This window comes from Rhodococcus (subgen. Prescottella) equi (assembly GCF_003013675.1).
Lineage (GTDB): Bacteria > Actinomycetota > Actinomycetes > Mycobacteriales > Mycobacteriaceae > Prescottella > Prescottella equi.
Genome location: NZ_CP027793.1, coordinates 2,677,602 through 2,694,646 on the forward strand (window position 1 = coordinate 2,677,602; position 17,045 = coordinate 2,694,646).

Below are 17,045 nucleotides of genomic sequence, written 5' to 3' on the forward strand. Positions count from 1 at the left end.
TGGTCGGGTGGAGGCCGAGAGGCGGTTGCAGGTGTCGGACGTCGCGTCCGCGGCGTGGGAATATGTTCGCCGCGCGCCGGGCACCTTCGTGTGGCTGGCCATCCTGTTCGTGACGACGGTCGTCATGCATCATCTGTCGCCGCAGGTGCTGAACGACGTCCTCGGCGACCGGTCGACCAATCTGCACCACCTGCGCGAGGATCCGATCCGAGTCCTGGTCACGAGCGCGTTCTGGATCGCGGGCGGCACGTGGATCGGCTATTGCCTGCTCTTCAACCTGTTCCACGTGCCGGTGGAGCGTTGGCTCGGGACGTGGCGATGGTTGTCGGTCGCAGTGATCGCGCACGTCGGGGCGACGTACATCAGCGAGGGGGTGCTGTACCTGGCGATCCAGCATCACCGCGCCCCGGAGTCGGCTGTCAACACCCTCGATGTCGGGGTCAGCTACGCCCTCGCGGGAGTCACGGCTGTGTTGGCGTACCGGATCGCGCCGCCGTGGCGCTACGTGTGCGTAGTCGGCGTGCTGCTCGTCTACGGGCTCCCCCTGTTCGGTGGGCTCACCTTCACCGACATCGGTCATTTCACCGCGGTGCTCATCGGCTTCGGGTGCTATCCGCTCACCCGGTCGCGCCCGGGAGTGTGGGATCCGGCGGACTGGTTGCGCGGAATGCGTCAACGTGTCGGAGCGCACAGGTAGCGTTCGCGCCATGACCGAACCGGTGAAGGGTCCCGCGTCCTACTTTCCGTCGATCGAGAAGAAGTACGGCAAGCCGATCAGCGAGTGGCAGAGCCTGATTCGCTCCTCGGATCTCACCAAGCACATGGAGTTGGTGAGCTGGCTCAAGAGCGAGCACGGCCTCGGCCACGGGCATGCGAATGCCCTCGTCGCGCACACGCTGAAGGAGGATGCGACGGGCTGATGCGCCGAGTATCGGCCTAGGCGCCGGCGACGTCGAGTCCGTGCAGCCGCTTCGCGGTGGGCGACTTGTCGACGGATTCCGTATCCGGCTCGGTGCCGAACAGGCGGTCGGCGGTCCCGGACGTGGTGACCGTGAACCAGTAGTGCTCGTTGCGGTAATGGTGGTTCCGGTGATGCCGCCACGTCGCCTTGTACAGCGCAGTCTTCGGCTTGTAGTCGGTGTGGATGAGGAAGTGCGTCCACTCGTAGCCAAGGCCCAGCGCGGTGATGCCGATCAGGAACGTCAACCCGAGCTCGAGGCGGGGGAAGGCGAGCACCGTGGTTGCGATCAGCAGCGGAGCCAGCCAGACGAAGACCGGCGCGGGAATGAAGTCCAGCGGAATGTTCCGCGGATCCCCGTGGTGCGCGCGGTGTTTCCGGGCGAGCAGTGGGTCGATCGTGAACCCGGCTACCCGCTTCGGGCGCCAGTGCAGGACGAACACGTGGATGATCCACTCGAGCACCGGGAACAGTGCGAGCATCACCAACGGCACCAAGGCGTCGGCCCAGGTCCAATTACCGACGACCGACCGGGCCACAAACGCGCCGAGGGACAACGTTCCGATGATCCACGGACTCGGGTGATGCACGAACTCCCGGAACGCGGCAACAAGGGTGACGTTGCGCCCGAAGGCCGGCGACTCTGAGCGGGCGGTGGTCACGAGTTCTCCTCGGATGCATCCCGTGCGGCCACCAGGGCGCTACCCAGGAGTGTGGTCGCCGGCTCGAGCAGGGCATGCGCCGCGGCGAAGGCCGCCTCTCGGTCGCGGCGTCGAATCGCGTCGGTGATCGCACGGTAGCGGTCGCTCTCGTTCACCTCGGCCGCCATCACCATCGCCAATGCGTCGATCATCGGTTCGTATGCGCTGCGCAGCGTGTTGAACATCAGCCGGAACGTGATCGAGTCGGCACCGTCGACCACGAGATCCCAGAAGTCGAGGGCGATGCGTTGCCTGGCCACGGGATCGTCGTCGGCCGCGAGGGCATCGACGGCGGAGTCCAGCACGTCCGCCGTGCCCTCCGGTGCACGCTGTGCCGCCAGTTCCGCGACCTTCGGCCCATTCCACAGTCGGGCCTCGAGGATGCTGTGCGCCACCGCCGGATCGATCTCGCCGCCCCGGACGAGCAGTCGGGGGAGTAGGTCCAGGCCCCCGCGCCGTCGCAGGTCGTTCACCACTGTCGCGCCGCCCTGCCGGACGTCGACCAGCCCCATCGCGGCGATCCGGCCCAGAGCCTCGCGCACCGCCGGGCGGGACACCCCGAGCGCCTCCGCCATGCGCCGCTCGCTGAGCAGCGTCTCACCTGGTGCCACCCGACCATCGACCACGCGGCCGAGCAACTGGTCGAACACGTCGTCGGGAATCGAGCGGCGCTGCACCGGAGTGAGATCCATATCACAGACGTTAGGTCCGCTCGGTACGGTGGTCAAGTGGTTAGACCAGTTTCGGTGAGGCGGCGGTGGAACCCGGCGAGCAGGATCGCAATGAAGACACTGGGTAGGCAGTACCCCACGAACGCGAGGGGAAGGCCCTCGCCCGGAAATGGTCGATTTCCGAGGAGGAAAGCGATGACGATGAGTGCAACCAGCGTGGCCGCGACGCCCCATGCGACGAGTCTTCGTGGCGCGAGTATCGGTATCGCGCACAGTGCCACCGGGAGCGCGAGCGGAACCAGCAGGCCGGCGCCGTAGAAGTCGTACGTCGACGTCGTGCAGTCGTCCCAATCGGAAATCAACTCTGTCGGTAGCAGACCTAACTGGCATTCACTCGTCCACCACATGGGTTCGATCGCCGTGCCGATGGCCAGCATGACGGTGAAGGCCACGAGTATCAGCCACTCGATTCGGACGAAGATCACCCGGTGATCCAAACATGCGCACCACGGCGCCCGCGTCAGTCGCGGCCACCCGGAATCGGTCGCGGGGTCCAGTTCGCCGACCACGGGGCTGCCGTGAACGACGTCGGCTGGTCGAGGTGCTGGACCGTGCCACCTCGGGCGCCGAACGACGAGCGAATCGAGGCGCCGTCCGCGTGGACGTCGACCTGCAGGGAACCGTCGACGATCGCCAGCACCCACCGGTCAAGTTCTTCGAGCAACGCGGCGGACCCGCGATCGCAGGCGTCGCATCCACAATCGGGAATCTCCGCCATCCGCACCGCTGGGTCGCCGGCCGCAACCGTAACGGTGCAGATGTGGTCGCTGTCCACTGGTGTGTGCGTAGTCAGCAACAGGGGCACCGCACCGTTGGCCGTGGGTTCGAGGACGGTGGCGACCCCTCCGGGTTCGATGGGGCGCAACGCCCACTCCACGTGCGAGCCCTCTCGTGCCCAGCGCCGGTCGCGCAAAACCCGCGTCCAGGCCCGCGCGCGGGCCACCACGATCACGAACTTGTCCGGGTTCGTGAGTCGCTCGTACTCCGCCTCGTCCGGCTCAGCGCCATCCTCGTACGGGTTCGGCCATCCCGGGGCGGCCGCGCCGGTGACCGCGAACGTCGCGTCGACGTCGTCGAGCAGTTCGCAGATTTCGCGCGAGAGCACCGCTACGTCCGCACCCCAGCCGGTTTCGTGCATGCGTCGAATACCGGTGTTGTACCGCTCCCACCACGACATATCCGGATCAGCACCCACTTGTGGGACGCTACCCGGCTGCGGGAGAGATGTCTGTGACGGCATTGTCGGCGTAATGAGTGGCACGGGATTCGATGGCATCGAACCGCTCGCCGAGGTGTGATGTATCGATGGATGGATCGAAGACCGACGGACGCGACTGGGACGAGCGCGGTCTTCGGATGGTTCCCGACGTCGACGCGGGACAGTGGATCGTCGACCGGGTTCACTGCTTCGATCACACGATCGCGTCGCTGCTGCCGCCGCATTTTCCTGCCTACGCCCGCATTTTCCATCCGGCAGGCATGGCCGACGACCGGCCGGTGCGCTGGTCCGAGGTTGCGGCCGCGAACGGCACAACAGCGCACCCGGTTATGGAATGGGGGTCGATCGTTCGCGCCTGGGATCTCCCGAACCAGCTCGGAGTGTGGGACGACGAACCGTCGCGAGGTTCGCTGCCTCCGGCGACCGCCCGCGCACTGGCCGCGATCCTGCGTCGCTTCACCGGAACGCCGGAGATGTGCTGGTTCGCGCACTGGGAGGGCTCCGGGCACATCTGTGCACCTTCCGACTATCGACGCCTTCGCATGCCGGCGCGGGACATGATTCTCTTCGCCGGTCCCCTGGACATGGCCGACACACAGTTCGGCGCGACACAACAGTTTCCCACCGGGATGAGCGCACATCTGTGGTGGCCCGACGACCACGCGTGGTGCGTGGCAACCGACATCGACCTGATGTCCACCTACCTCGGGGCCTCCGCGGAGTGCGTCGCCGCAGTCCTGGCCGGCCAGGATCTCGAGGCGTTTCCCGTGTGCGCGGACCAGAGGCTGACCTGGGACAGCGACACTGTCAATCCGCTGCCGTCGGAACCTTACGGCTGATCGGCACCCACCACCGTCGAACGGGAATTCAGGGCACGGGATCTGAGCGAAAGTGTGCCGTGAACTCCCGTTCGGGAGAGCGATGTCAGGCCGGGTAGTGCCGCGGCGTGAAGACCGTTGCCCCCGATGCGCTCTCGACGACCGTCGTCTGTGACGACCCGACGATCAGCAGGCAGCGCATGTCGACGTCGGCGGGGTCCAGGTCCGCGAGGCGCACGATCTTGATCGACTCCTCGGGGCCGGCGACGTCGCGGCCGATGATCACCGGGGTGTCGGGGGAGCGGTGCTCGAGCACCAGGTCGCGCATCGCGGCCACCTGCCACGTGCGGGACTTCGACGCCGGGTTGTAGACCGCGAACGCCATGTCGGCGCTTGCCACCGCGGAGACGCGCTTGGCGACGATGTCCCACGGCTTGAGCCGATCCGACAGCGAGAGCATCGCGTAGTCGTGGCCCAGCGGGGCACCGACCCGGCTCGCGACCGCGTTGGCGGCGGTCATGCCGGGCAGGATCCGGACGGGGACGTCGCGCCACTGCTCCTCGGCCGCCACCTCGAGCACGGCGGCGGCCATCGCGAAGACGCCCGGATCGCCGGACGAGACGACGGCGACGCGGGCGCCGCGCTTGGCCATGTCGAGCGCCATCGCGGCGCGTTCGGCCTCGACGCGGTTGTCGCTGGCGTGCCGGCGCTGGCCCGGCCGGATCGGGACCCGATCGATGTACGTGGTGTAGCCGACCAGGTCGGTGGCCAGGGCGAGCTCCTGCCGGACTTCCGGGGTGGTCCAGGCCTGGTCTCCGGGACCGAGGCCGACGACGACCACCTCGCCGCGCGACGGTTCGGCCTCGACGCGGTTGTTCACCGGGCTGGGCACGACGGCGATCGCGAAGTACGGCACGTCGGCGTCCTCGACGTCGTCGGCCTTCGCGACCCGTTGCCGGTCGGTGCTGGCACGCTCGACGTAGTACGTCTCGTCGATCCGTCCGGAATCCTTGAGCGCCTGGCGCACAGCCGGATAGGTGCGGCCGAGCTTCATGATCGCGGCCGCGTCGGTCTCACGGAGCCGTCGGGTGAGCTCCTCCTGCGGCAGCGTGCCGGGCAGGACGGTGAGCACCTCCTCGCCCTCGACGAGCGGCTCCGCCAGGGCGGCTGACGCGGCGCTGACGGCGGTGACGCCGGGGATGACCTCGGCTTCGAACCGGTCGGCCAGACGCTTGTGCATGTGCATGTAGGAGCTGTAGAACAGCGGGTCGCCCGCGGCCAGCAGTGCGACGCTACGGCCGGCCTCGAGGTGCGCGGCCAGACGTTCGGCGGCCTGCTCGTAGAACTCGTCCATCGCACCCTGGTAGCCGCCCGGATGGTCGATGGTCTCGGTGGTCACGGGATAGACCAGGTGCTCTTCGATCTGCCCCTCGCGCATGTACGGGGCGGCGACACCGCGGGAGATGCTGCGGCCGTGCCGGGCGCTGTGGAAGGCGACGACGTCGGCCTCACCGATGACGCGGGCGGCCTTGACCGTCATCAGCTCCGGGTCTCCGGGCCCGATGCCGACACCCCACAGTTTTCCGTTGGCGCTCATTCGATTTCGCTCGCAATCGCATTGAGGGCGGCCGCGGTGATCGCGCTGCCGCCGCGGCGTCCACGCACCACCAGGTACTCGAGGCCGGCGGGATGCTCGATCAGCGCTTCCTTCGACTCCATCGCGCCGATGAACCCGACGGGTCCGCCCACGATCGCGGCGGGCCGCGGCGCACCGGCCTCGATGAGGTTCAGCAGATGGAACAGTGCGGTGGGGGCGTTGCCGATCGCGACCACCGCGCCGTCGAGCTTGTCGCCCCACAGCTCGAGCGCGGCGGCCGAGCGGGTGTTGTCGATCGCCTTGGCCAGCACGGGAACTCGCGCGTCGTCGAGCATGCACAGCACGTCGTTGTCGCGAGGCAGGCGCTTGCGGGTGACTCCGGCAGCGACCATCTTGGCGTCACACAGGATCGGGGCACCACGGCGCAGCGCCTCGCGGGCATCGGCGACGACGTTCGGGGTGAACGCGACGTCGTCCACCAGATCGACCTGACCGCTCGCGTGGATCATCCGGACGACGGCCTGCGAGACGTCCGCGGGGAAACGGGCGAGGTCGGACTCGGCGCGGATGGTTGCGAAGGACTGGCGATAAATCTCCGCACCGTCGCGGATGTAGTCGATCATGCGCCACACGATAGAGGCATCACGTGGGCGGGTTCTCCACCCGGTAACCGTCGGGGTCGGCGACCACGTCTGTTACCTCACCGCGTGGACGCCCGCACTTGCGATCGCAGCCGGACCAGTGCTGACGACCGTCGGCGGGGAGGTCGCCGCTCTCGATCGCCGCCCGGGCGTCGGCCCGGACGTCGGTATGCGACTTGGCGCAGCCGGGTTGCCCCGCGCACGCGCTGACCTGCAGGTACGGTGAGTTCTCGTCGAAGATCAGACCCATCGGCGCGAGTACCCGCACGACCTGCTCGGCCGCCCACTCCTCGAGGTCGGGCAGCACGATCGATCGCCACGGGGTGACTATGATCGGCTTCTCGACGGCGGCGAGGAACTCCGCGAGCCGGGCCGGGAGGGTGCCGAACGCGAGACCGGCGGCGAGCGCGACATTGCCGTCGGGCTGATCGAGCCACCCGATCGGGCCACGGTCGATCGCCCCCGGGAACTGCACCGGGTCCCCGTACGCGAGCCCGAGCCGTCCCAGCACGCGTTCCGAGCCACCCGGAACCTCGTTCAGTCGCCACGCGTCACCGCGGATCTCGGCGAACGTGCGCGCCGACGCCAGCAGCACGTCGACCGCGTCCGCCTCCGCGAGCCGGGCGCCGGTATCCGTACCCGCAAGAACCAGCGCGAACCTGCTGTCGTCCAGCGCGTGGACGCCGAAGTCGCCGCGCAGTCCCGAGATGTCGCCGGTGCCGTCGTCGAGCGTGAACAGGGTGCGTCCGGGCAGTTCGGCCAGAGCCGGGTCGGCGCACAGGCCGCGGTCCAGGTCGGTGACGAGGCCGCGCACGTCGGCGAAACCGCCGATCCGTCCCGACAGCGGGGAGGCCAGGATGTTGCGCACCCGCTCGTGCGTCGTGGACGGCAGCAGGCCGACGTCGGCGATGCGGCGGGCGAACTCCTCGGGGTCGGACACCGCCCGCAACTGGACGTTGCCACGCGAGGTCAGCTCGATCTCGCCGTTACCGATCTCGTGCGCGGCCGTCGCCAAGGCCTGGAGCTGCGGCGATGTGATCACGCCGCCGGGCAGGCGAACCCGGGCGAGCGGGCCGTCGGCGGCCTGGTGGACCTGGAGGGCACCCGGGCACTTGTCCGGGCCGGAACGTGGAGATGGCACGTCTCCAGGCTAGAGAAGTGCAGGGGCGGGTGCGCGCACGCCTGACCGGTAGGATCACCGGCGACCGCGGCAGAAGAGGAAGCCGGTGAGATTCCGGGCGGTCGCGCCACTGTGAAAGTCAGACCCTCTTCCGCCGCCCGAACCCGTTCCCGAGACGTGTCTCGCCGGAACCCTGCCGTGGGGCGCGAAACCCCGGAAAGGCTGCAACAGTGATCCTGCTGCTGTCGACGTCCGACACCGACCTGCTCAGCGCCCGTGCCAGTGGCGCCGAGTACCGCTGGGCCAACCCGGCCCGTCTGCTGGTCGACGAGGATCTGCCCGGACTGTTCGATGGCGTCGACCTGGTCGTCGTCCGCATCCTGGGCGGCCGCCGGGCGTGGGAGGACGGCATCGACGCGGTGCTCGCGTCCGGGTTGCCGGCGGTGGTGCTGGGCGGTGAGCAGGCCCCCGATGCCGAACTGATGGAGTGCTCGACCGTTCCCGCCGGCATCGCCGCCGAGGCGCACACCTACCTGGCCGAGGGCGGCGCCGCCAACCTGCGTCAGCTGCACAACTTCCTGTCCGACACGGTGCTGCTCACCGGCCACGGCTTCGAACCCGCAGTGCACCTGCCGAACTGGGGGGTTCTCGAACGCGAGACCCGCGCGGTGGACGGCCCGACAGTCGCGGTGCTGTACTACCGCGCCCAGCACCTGGCCGGGAACACCGCGTACATCGACGCGCTGTGCCGGGCGATCGAGGATGCCGGGGCGAACCCGCTGCCGATCTTCTGCGCCTCGCTGCGCACCGCGCCCGGCGATCTGCTCGAGACGTTGGGCCGCGCCGACGCGATGGTCGTGACGGTCCTCGCGGCCGGCGGCACCAAACCCGCCAACGCGCAGGCCGGCGGCGACGACGAGGCGTGGGACGTCGCGGAACTCGCGGCGCTCGACGTGCCGATCCTGCAGGGTCTGTGCCTGACCAGCAGCCGCGAGGCGTGGGAGGCCAACGACGACGGCATGTCGCCCCTCGACGTCGCCACCCAGGTCGCGGTCCCGGAGTTCGACGGCCGCCTGATCACCGTGCCGTTCTCGTTCAAGGAGATCGACTCCGACGGCCTCACCGCCTACGTGCCCGACGCCGAGCGGGCCGCCCGGGTCGCGGGGATCGCCGTGAGGCACGCACGTCTGCGACGGATCCCGAACCCGGACAAGAAGATCGCGCTGATGCTGTCGGCCTACCCGACCAAGCATGCCCGCATCGGCAACGCCGTCGGCCTGGACACCCCGGCCAGCGCGATCGACCTGCTCACCGCGATGCGTGACCACGGCTACGACCTCGGCCCGGTCGACGGCGACGACGCGCTGCCCGGGCTCGCCGCCAAGGACGGCGATGCGCTGATTCACGCGCTCATCGCCGCGGGCGGGCAGGACCCGGACTGGCTCACCGCCGAGCAGCTCGAGGGCAACCCGATCCGCATCTCCGCCGCCCGCTACCGCGAGTGGTTCCAGGCGCTGCCGCAGGACTTCCGCGAGGGCGTCGAGGAACACTGGGGTGCCGCGCCCGGCGAGCTGTACGTGGACCGCTCGTCGGATCCCGAGGGCGAGATCGTCATCGCCGCGATCCGCGCCGGCAACGTCGTGCTGATGGTGCAGCCGCCCCGTGGGTTCGGTGAGAACCCGGTCGCGATCTATCACGATCCGGACCTGCCGCCGAGCCACCACTATCTGGCGGCGTACCGGTGGATTGCAGCGACCGCCGAGGAGGGTGGGTTTGCGGCGGACGCGATCGTGCACCTGGGCAAGCACGGCAACCTCGAGTGGCTGCCCGGCAAGACGCTCGGCATGTCGGCCTCGTGCGGCACCGACGCCGCGCTCGGCGACCTGCCGATGATCTACCCGTTCCTGGTCAACGACCCGGGCGAGGGCACGCAGGCCAAGCGCCGCGCGCACGCGACGCTGGTCGACCACCTGATCCCGCCGATGGCCCGCGCCGAGTCCTACGGCGACATCTCGCGGCTCGAGCAGCTGCTCGACGAGCACTCCAACATCTCGGCGCTGGACCCGGCGAAGCTGCCCGCGATCCGCCAGCAGATCTGGACGCTGATGCGGGCCGCGAAGATGGACCACGACCTGGGCCTGACCGAACGTCCCGAGGAGGACGTGTTCGACGACATGCTCATGCACGTCGACGGCTGGCTCTGCGAGATCAAGGACGTCCAGATTCGCGACGGCCTGCACGTTCTCGGCACGGCGCCGCAGGGCGACGCCGAGGTGGAGTTGGTGCTCGCGATGCTCCGGGCCCGGCAGATGTGGGGCGGCGAGCAGACCGTGCCGGGTCTGCGTGAGGCGTTGGGGCTCAGCGAAGCCGGCGACGAGGACCGTGGCCGCGTCGACCAGATCGAGGCGCAGGCGCACGCGCTGCTGTCCGCGCTGGCCGAGACGGACTGGGATCCGGAGGCCGCCGACCGACTGTCGGACGACGACACCGTCCGGCAGATCCTGCGCTTCGCCGCGACCGAGGTGGTGCCGCGGCTGCGGCAGACGTCCGGCGAGATCGACCAGGTGCTGCACGCGCTGAACGGTGGCTTCATCGCGGCCGGCCCGTCCGGGTCGCCGCTGCGCGGGCTGATCAACGTGCTGCCCACCGGCCGCAACTTCTACTCCGTGGACCCCAAGGCCGTGCCGTCGCGGCTCGCGTGGGAGACCGGTCAGGCGATGGCCGAGTCCCTCGCCGCGCGCTACCGCGCCGACCACGGCGAGTGGCCCAAGTCGGTAGGCCTGTCGGTGTGGGGCACGTCCGCGATGCGGACGTCGGGTGACGACATCGCCGAGGTGTTCGCGCTGCTCGGTGTCCGCCCGGTGTGGGACGAGGCGTCGCGCCGTGTCACGAGCCTCGCGGTGATCGACCTCGCCGAACTCGGCCGCCCGCGCATCGACGTCACCGTCCGGATCAGCGGCTTCTTCCGGGACGCGTTCCCGCACGTGCTGGCGCTGCTCGACGACGCCGTCCGCCTGGTCGCCGGCCTCGACGAGTCCCCGGAGGACAACTACGTCCGCGCCCACACACAGGCCGACGTGGCCGAACACGGCGACGACCGCCGTGCCACCACCCGCATCTTCGGCTCCAAGCCCGGCACGTACGGCGCCGGCCTGCTGCAATTGATCGACTCGAAGAACTGGCGCGACGACGCCGACCTCGCGCAGGTGTACACCACGTGGGGCGGCTACGCGTACGGCCGCGGCCTCGACGGCGTTCCCGCGTCGGACGACATGCGCAGCGCGTACAAGCGGATCACGGTGGCGGCCAAGAACACCGACACCCGCGAGCACGACATCGCCGACTCCGACGACTACTTCCAGTACCACGGCGGCATGGTCGCCACGGTCCGCGCGCTCACCGGCAAGGACCCGGAGGCGTACATCGGCGACAGCACCCGCCCCGACGCCGTCCGCACCCGGACGCTGTCGGAGGAGACCGCGCGCGTCTTCCGGGCCCGCGTCGTGAACCCGCGGTGGCTCGACGCGATGCGCCGGCACGGCTACAAGGGCGCCTTCGAGATGGCCGCGACCGTCGACTACCTGTTCGGCTACGACGCGACCACCAACGTCGTCGCGGACTGGATGTACGAGAAGCTCGCCGAGACGTACGTCCTGGACGAGCAGAACCGCAAGTTCATGTCCGAGTCGAACCCGTGGGCCCTGCACGGCATCTCCGAGCGACTGCTCGAGGCGGTCGAACGGAAGATGTGGGAGGAGCCGTCGCCCGAGGTGCTCGACGGCCTGCGCCAGGTGTACCTCGAGACCGAGGGCGAGCTCGAAGGCTGACGCCTGTGCGCCTTTTCGGTAGCGCCCGCTACCAGAAAGGCGCACAGGCGGCGGAGCCGCCTATCGCCAGAACAGGTGGTGGGTGACTCCACTCGGACTGGGCACTGTTTCCAGATGGAATCGGTCGCGCAGTTCGTCCGGGGTGTCCCACAGCCGCAGGCCCGTTCCGAAGGTGATCGGGGAGACGGCCACATGCATCGTGTCGATCAAATCGGCGTCGAGAAACTCTCGGATCGTGGTGACGCCGCCGCCGAGCCGGACGTCCTTGCCCTGTGCCGCCTCCTTGGCCTCCTCGAGGATCGTGGCCGGCTCGCCGTCGACGAAATGGAAGGTGGTCTCGCCGCGGGTGATCGACGGCCGGGCGTGGTGGGTGAGAACGAACACCGGCGTGTGGAACGGCGGCTCCTCGCCCCACCAGCCCTCCCAGTCGAGGTTCTCCCACGGGCCGCGCTGCGGGCCGAACTTGTTGCGGCCCATGATCTCGGCGCCGATGTTGTGGGAGAAGTCGCGGGTGAAGTAGTCGTCGAGGCCGCGGCTGCCGCCGCCGTCGGTGCGCATGGGCCAGCTCGCGGTGGCGCCCGCCCACGCGAGCATCTCGCCGGGGTCGAGGCCGAACGGGTTCTCGAGGGTCTGGTTCTCGCCGCACGCGACCCCGTCGCTCGAGACATTGAAGTTCTGGACCTTCAACAGTTGACTCACGTGATGCTCCGCTCTCCGGTGGGGGTTACGAGAAGACAGACTCGCCGTGGGGACGAAACTCATCATGCCGTCCCCGCCGCGCGGATACGAGACTGACCGTTCTGTCGTCGGTCCGTCGATGCGTGCGACCATGGAAAAGCCGACGCTCTACGCCTGATGCTGACCGGAGGCCGTGGCGATGGACGACTGGACGCGAAGCGCGCATCCGCGAGTCGTGGTCGAGACCGCGAACGGCCGCACCAGCCACGGCGCGGGCACAGCGGTACGCATCGGCCGGGATCCGCAGCTCGAGATCACGATCGTCGACCCGATGGTGTCCCGCGAGCATGCACAACTGCGGTGGGACGACGGATGGCGGCTCGTCGACTCCCACAGCAAGAACGGGATCTACGTCGACGGCACACGCTGCGACCAGGTACCCGTCACCGACACCGTCCTGGTCCGCCTGGGTGACGCGGTCGACGGACCCGCCGTGCGGATCTCGATCGAAGATCCCGACGCGACGCGGCGGGACCTGGGCGGCCGATGGGACGAGTCGACGATCGAGGTGGGGGCCCCGGCAAGCCCGCCCCTGACACCGCACGAGGCCGCCCCGGCGGGGGCTCTCACGATCGGACGGGCCCCCGACAACGACATCGTGGTCCGGGATGTGCTGGCCTCACGCCGGCACGCGATGGTCCACGACGGGCCGGGAGGCCTCGAACTCGACGATCTGGGGAGCGTCAACGGAACGTTCGTCGACGGCGCCCGGGTGTCCCGCGCACGGCTGACCGACGGCGACGTCGTCACCGTCGGCAACACCGACTTCGTCGTACAGGAAGGCCGTCTCGTTCCACGCCAGGTCGAGTCCTCGACCACGGGAGGTCTACGTGTGGACGGCGTCGGGCTCACCATCGAAGGTGGTCGGCGTCTGCTCGAGGACGTCACCTTCACCGCGGGACCCGGCAGTCTCACCGCGGTGATCGGGCCCTCCGGAGCGGGAAAGACCACCGTCGCCAAGATCATCTCCGGTGCGGAAAGCCCCACCGAGGGTGTCGTCGAATTCGACGGACGCAGCGTGCACACCGAGTACTCGGTACTGCGCTCGCGTATCGGCATGGTCCCGCAGGACGACGTCGTCCATCGGCAGCTGACCCTCCAGCGGGCCCTCGGTTATGCCGCAGAGCTCCGGCTGCCACCGGACACCACCCGCGCCGACCGTGAAGCGGTGATCGCCGGGGTTCTCGACGAGCTGCAACTGACCGAGCATGCCGACACCCGCGTCGATCGCCTCTCCGGCGGGCAACGCAAACGCGCATCGGTGGCGCTGGAGTTGCTCACAGGCCCTTCCCTGCTCATCCTCGACGAACCGACCTCGGGTCTCGACCCCGCGCTCGACCGACAGATCATGGCGACCTTGCGCGGCCTCGCCGACTCGGGCCGCGTCGTCGTCATCGTCACGCATTCGCTGTCGTACCTCGAGATGTGCGATCAGGTCCTGTTGCTCGCACCCGGTGGCAAGACCGCGTACGTGGGGCCGCCCGACCGGGTCGGCAGCGCGCTCGGCAGCTCGGACTGGGCCGACATCTTCGCGCGGGTCGCCTCCGATCCCGACGGCGTGTTCGCCGAGTACCGCGCCACCCGCACGGTCGCGGAGGTGCCGCCGGCCCTGCCCGGACCGCTCGGCTCTCCCGCGCACACCTCGCGGCGAAAGCAGTTGAGCACCGTCGCGCGCCGTCAGGTCCGGCTGATCCGCGCGGACCGGGGCTACCTGATCTTCCTGTCGCTCCTGCCGTTCGTGCTCGGCGGCCTGGCCCTGCTCGTGCCGGGCGACACCGGGTTCGGGCCGTCGGGCGCCGACGTGTCCGGCGAACTCACCCAGATCCTGGTGGTGCTGATACTCGGCGCAGCCTTCATGGGCTGTTCATTGACGATCCGCGATCTGGTCGGAGAGCGCATGGTCTATCAGCGTGAACGAGCCGCAGGCCTGTTGCCGTCCGCCTACCTGGCGGCGAAGATCGTCGTATTCTGCGCCGCCGGCATCGTGCAGTCGGTGATCATGGTGCTGATCGTGTACCTGGGCAAGGGTTTCCCGGGCCGCGGCAGCGTTCTCCCGTCGGGCTCCGTGGAACTGATCGTGGACATCGCCGCCACCACCTGCTGCTGCGTCGTGCTCGGATTGGCGTTGTCGTCGGTGGCGCGCTCGAGCGAGCAGGTACTGCCGATGCTGGTGGTGACGATCATGGCGCAGCTGGTGATGTGCGGAGGTCTGATCACGATCACCGGCCGCGCCGTGCTCGAACAGGTCGCGTGGCTGTTCCCGTCACGTTGGGGGTTCGCGGCCGCCGCCTCGACAGTGGACCTGGTCACCAATTCCACCGGCACCGAGCCGGACACGCTGTGGGAGCACACCGCATCGTGGTGGTGGCTCAGCATCGCCATGTTGGTGCTCATCAGTGTTGTGCTCACCGCGGTCACCTACAGCAGGCTTCGGCTGCGGCGTCGGTAGGGGCTTACAGCCGGCGGTCGAACGCGAGTGTCGGCTCGGCGGTGGGAAGGTCCACGGTGTAGACCCGCAGCCGCACCGACTCCGGGGAGAGATCCATCACCATGAATCCGACGTCGTCGAAGTTCTGGTAGAGATTCGCCCGATCCGGACGGGTCGACTTGCCGTGGTTGTTCTTCGCGGCAGCGCCCGAGACGATCTGCCGAGTGCCCTTGGACTCGACCGTCGGCTCGAGAACCTGCAGCGAATGATCGTGGCCGGAGAGAATGAACTGGCATCGCCCGACCACGTGGTCCTCGAAGAATCGCTTGGCGTGGACCCCGTTCATGGGTTCGATCGGGATGCCGTCGTACGCACCGGCATCGCCGTGCGATCCATTGTTCAGGTACGGGTGGTGGGTGCAGGCGATCTTCCACTTGGCCGGTGATGCCGCGATCGCGGCATCGAGCCAGGCCCGCTGCTCGTTCATGAACTGGCCGTCCACCGCCCAGTACTGCACGAACAGCGGAGGCAGATAGGCGGCGACGGGATTGAGATCGAGCACGAAGAACTCCACGACCGGGTTCTCCTCGGGCACTCGCACCGAGTAGTAGCGGTACGGCATCCACCATTTGCGCGACGTCGCGTGGTATTCGACCTCGTCGTTGCCGCGCAGCAGCCAGCCGCCGTCGCCGGGGAACACCGCGCTGTTGTCGTGGTTGCCCAGCGCCATCACCCAGGGGAAATTCAGCCCGTGATTGGGGTCTTCGAACTTGGTGGCGAACTGGACGTCCCGGTCGCCGTTCGGGCCGGCCTCGTAGATGTTGTCACCGAGCCCCAACGCCATGTCGAACGGCTCGGCCGCGTGCAGCGTGCGGGCGGCGTCGGCCACCGCCCACTGCGGCGGCGTGCCGGTACCGGCGTCGCCGGTCACGAGCACCCGCACGCTCGACCCGGTGGGAAAGGGCAGCTTGCCGGCGGCAGGTGCAGCGGCGGCGGAGGCGGTCGGGGCCAGCGCAGCCAGCGAGACGGCCGCACCGGTGACGCCGACTCCGGCGAGGAAGCGGCGGCGGTCGATCGGGTTGAACTCTGTCACGGGTGTTCCTCGTCGATGTCCAGGTTGTCGGGATGCCGGTCCCAGCAAACCCCACCGGCGACACCCGAACGCCCGAAACAGCGATATCCGAGCGGGTATTCACGAGACGTTCATCGGCGGGTCGCACGTACGCTGGCCGTCATGACTGCCACGCTGAGCGAGATCGGTGCCGCGAAATACGTTCTATTGACGACCTTCAAGAAGGACGGTTCCGGAGTGCCCACCCCACTGTGGGCGGCAATGGACGGCGATCGGATGCTGATGTGGACCGAGTCGAAGTCGTGGAAGGTCAAGCGGATCAAGAATCGTTCGCGCGTCACGGTGGGGGTGTGCGACGCGCGCGGAAATCCGAAGGGCCCGCAGATCGACGCCACCGCGGTGGTGCTCGACGACGCCGGCACCGAGGAGACGCGCGACGCGATCGCCCGCAAGTACGGCCTGATCGGGTGGATCGCCGTCAAGGGCAGCATTCTGCGGCGGGGCCGCAAGGGCACGGTGGGATTGGCGATCACCGCCCCCTCGTCCTGACGCGTCGGCGGCGAATCGGTCATTCGGGCGTTCGCCGCCGGCGCAGGGTCGCCCGGTGCTTCAATTCGCCCATGCGAAAGGCGCTGTCGGCGGTTGCATTGGTCGCTGTCTGGTCGGTTGCCGGGTCCCTGCCCGCGGGCGCCGGACAGCCGTCGTGGTCCGGCGACTACTCCGTCAAGCGCTTCGCCGCGACCAAGACCGGGACGAGTCTCGCTGCGAGCCAGTGGGAACCGGATTTCGCCGACGTCTACACGTTCGAGACGACGTGCACGGACGGTACGTGCGTGGCCACCGTCGTCGGCGGACCCGCGCCCGCCAATCCGACGCTGCCGCAACCGGCGCGGTACACGTGGGACGGCGCCAGTTGGGTGCACCCCTACGACTGGGAGTGGGACTGCTGGATGGGGGAGGGCAATCCGAAGGTGTGGGCGCCGGCCCACTCGGAGGCCTACTACACCCCACAACCGGACGGCACCCTGGTCGGCTCGTGGCGCACCGACATCGCGGGCGGCCCGTGCGCAGGCTCGGTCATCATGGACGTCGCTGCCTATCCGGTCGACCCGCCTCCGGCGTTCGGTAGCGGGAGCTGACCCCAGCAATTGTCCTAGGCTGCGGACGTGTCGCTACCGTGTTTGCAGCGCGGCCC

16 protein-coding genes are annotated in these 17,045 nt (G+C 68.9%); 7 read left to right on the top strand and 9 right to left on the bottom strand.

The genetic code is table 11. The features are described 5' to 3' along the window. The first annotated feature begins 7 nt into the window (after positions 1-7). Together C7H75_RS12665 and C7H75_RS12670 are read left to right on the top strand one after the other, a co-directional pair. Positions 8-697 (top strand): rhomboid-like protein, encoded by a 690-nt coding sequence (locus C7H75_RS12665; RefSeq protein ID WP_233281755.1) that lies wholly within the window; start codon positions 8-10, stop codon positions 695-697. A 10-nt stretch (positions 698-707) separates the two neighbouring features. Further along, entirely contained in the window at positions 708-920 is a 213-nt protein-coding gene (locus C7H75_RS12670) for a DUF4287 domain-containing protein (protein WP_005513199.1), read from the top strand. 16 nt (positions 921-936) lie between these two features. Here C7H75_RS12670 and C7H75_RS12675 read toward each other — a convergent pair whose 3' ends face one another. From C7H75_RS12675 to C7H75_RS12690, 4 genes are all read right to left on the bottom strand, one after another. Then, positions 937-1,620: a sterol desaturase family protein gene (locus tag C7H75_RS12675; protein WP_064058821.1), complete on the bottom strand. Its 684-nt coding sequence runs from the start codon at positions 1,618-1,620 to the stop codon at positions 937-939. Next, positions 1,617-2,351, bottom strand: coding sequence for a FadR/GntR family transcriptional regulator (locus tag C7H75_RS12680; protein WP_106851408.1), 735 nt, complete (start codon positions 2,349-2,351; stop codon positions 1,617-1,619). The genes C7H75_RS12675 and C7H75_RS12680 overlap by 4 nt, the downstream gene beginning before the upstream one ends. Positions 2,352-2,383: 32 nt before the next feature. Then, the gene (locus C7H75_RS12685) at positions 2,384-2,782 is read right to left on the bottom strand and encodes a hypothetical protein (protein WP_159025986.1); all 399 of its coding nucleotides are present in this window, start codon (positions 2,780-2,782) and stop codon (positions 2,384-2,386) included. 68 nt (positions 2,783-2,850) lie between these two features. After that, positions 2,851-3,585: a DUF6226 family protein gene (locus C7H75_RS12690; protein WP_233281756.1), complete on the bottom strand. Its 735-nt coding sequence runs from the start codon at positions 3,583-3,585 to the stop codon at positions 2,851-2,853. 110 nt (positions 3,586-3,695) lie between these two features. Between C7H75_RS12690 and C7H75_RS12695 the strand changes: the two genes are divergently transcribed. Beyond that, the gene (locus C7H75_RS12695) at positions 3,696-4,448 is read left to right on the top strand and encodes a hypothetical protein (protein WP_106851410.1); all 753 of its coding nucleotides are present in this window, start codon (positions 3,696-3,698) and stop codon (positions 4,446-4,448) included. An 85-nt stretch (positions 4,449-4,533) separates the two neighbouring features. Here the strand turns inward: C7H75_RS12695 and cobJ are convergent, their stop codons facing one another. Genes cobJ through cobG form a run of 3 tightly spaced genes read right to left on the bottom strand, consistent with a single transcriptional unit; the run spans position 4,534 to position 7,806 of the window. Continuing rightward, positions 4,534-6,024 carry a precorrin-3B C(17)-methyltransferase gene (cobJ, locus tag C7H75_RS12700; RefSeq protein WP_084968651.1) on the bottom strand — a complete coding sequence of 497 codons (1,491 nt, stop codon included), beginning with the start codon at positions 6,022-6,024 and terminating at the stop codon, positions 4,534-4,536. Then, on the bottom strand, positions 6,021-6,647 hold the full coding sequence (locus C7H75_RS12705; protein WP_013416044.1) for a precorrin-8X methylmutase: 627 nt from the start codon (positions 6,645-6,647) through the stop codon (positions 6,021-6,023). The genes cobJ and C7H75_RS12705 overlap by 4 nt, the downstream gene beginning before the upstream one ends. 19 nt (positions 6,648-6,666) lie before the next feature. Further along, positions 6,667-7,806, bottom strand: coding sequence for a precorrin-3B synthase (cobG, locus tag C7H75_RS12710; RefSeq protein ID WP_081121679.1), 1,140 nt, complete (start codon positions 7,804-7,806; stop codon positions 6,667-6,669). 209 nt (positions 7,807-8,015) lie between these two features. Here cobG and cobN point away from each other — a divergent pair, with 209 nt between their 5' ends. Then, a complete protein-coding gene (gene cobN, locus C7H75_RS12715; RefSeq protein WP_106851411.1) occupies positions 8,016-11,612 on the top strand; it encodes a cobaltochelatase subunit CobN in 3,597 nt (1,198 codons plus the stop codon). A 60-nt stretch (positions 11,613-11,672) separates the two neighbouring features. Here cobN and C7H75_RS12720 read toward each other — a convergent pair whose 3' ends face one another. After that, positions 11,673-12,311, bottom strand: coding sequence for a dihydrofolate reductase family protein (locus tag C7H75_RS12720; protein WP_084955602.1), 639 nt, complete (start codon positions 12,309-12,311; stop codon positions 11,673-11,675). Between the two features lie 178 nt (positions 12,312-12,489). Between C7H75_RS12720 and C7H75_RS12725 the strand changes: the two genes are divergently transcribed. After that, positions 12,490-14,799, top strand: a complete 2,310-nt coding sequence (locus tag C7H75_RS12725; RefSeq protein ID WP_106851412.1) for an FHA domain-containing protein — start codon at positions 12,490-12,492, stop codon at positions 14,797-14,799. Positions 14,800-14,803: 4 nt separating this feature from the next. On the opposite strand, the gene C7H75_RS12730 is transcribed toward C7H75_RS12725, so the two are convergent. Continuing rightward, positions 14,804-15,871, bottom strand: coding sequence for a metallophosphoesterase (locus C7H75_RS12730; RefSeq protein ID WP_013416049.1), 1,068 nt, complete (start codon positions 15,869-15,871; stop codon positions 14,804-14,806). A gap of 141 nt (positions 15,872-16,012) precedes the next feature. On the opposite strand from C7H75_RS12730, the gene C7H75_RS12735 reads away from it, so the two are divergent. Together C7H75_RS12735 and C7H75_RS12740 are read left to right on the top strand one after the other, a co-directional pair. Beyond that, a complete protein-coding gene (locus C7H75_RS12735) occupies positions 16,013-16,399 on the top strand; it encodes a PPOX class F420-dependent oxidoreductase (RefSeq protein ID WP_064058831.1) in 387 nt (128 codons plus the stop codon). Positions 16,400-16,470: 71 nt separating this feature from the next. After that, positions 16,471-16,989, top strand: coding sequence for an Rv2253 family sensor-like surface protein (locus tag C7H75_RS12740; RefSeq protein WP_013416051.1), 519 nt, complete (start codon positions 16,471-16,473; stop codon positions 16,987-16,989). Positions 16,990-17,045 lie beyond the last annotated feature (56 nt).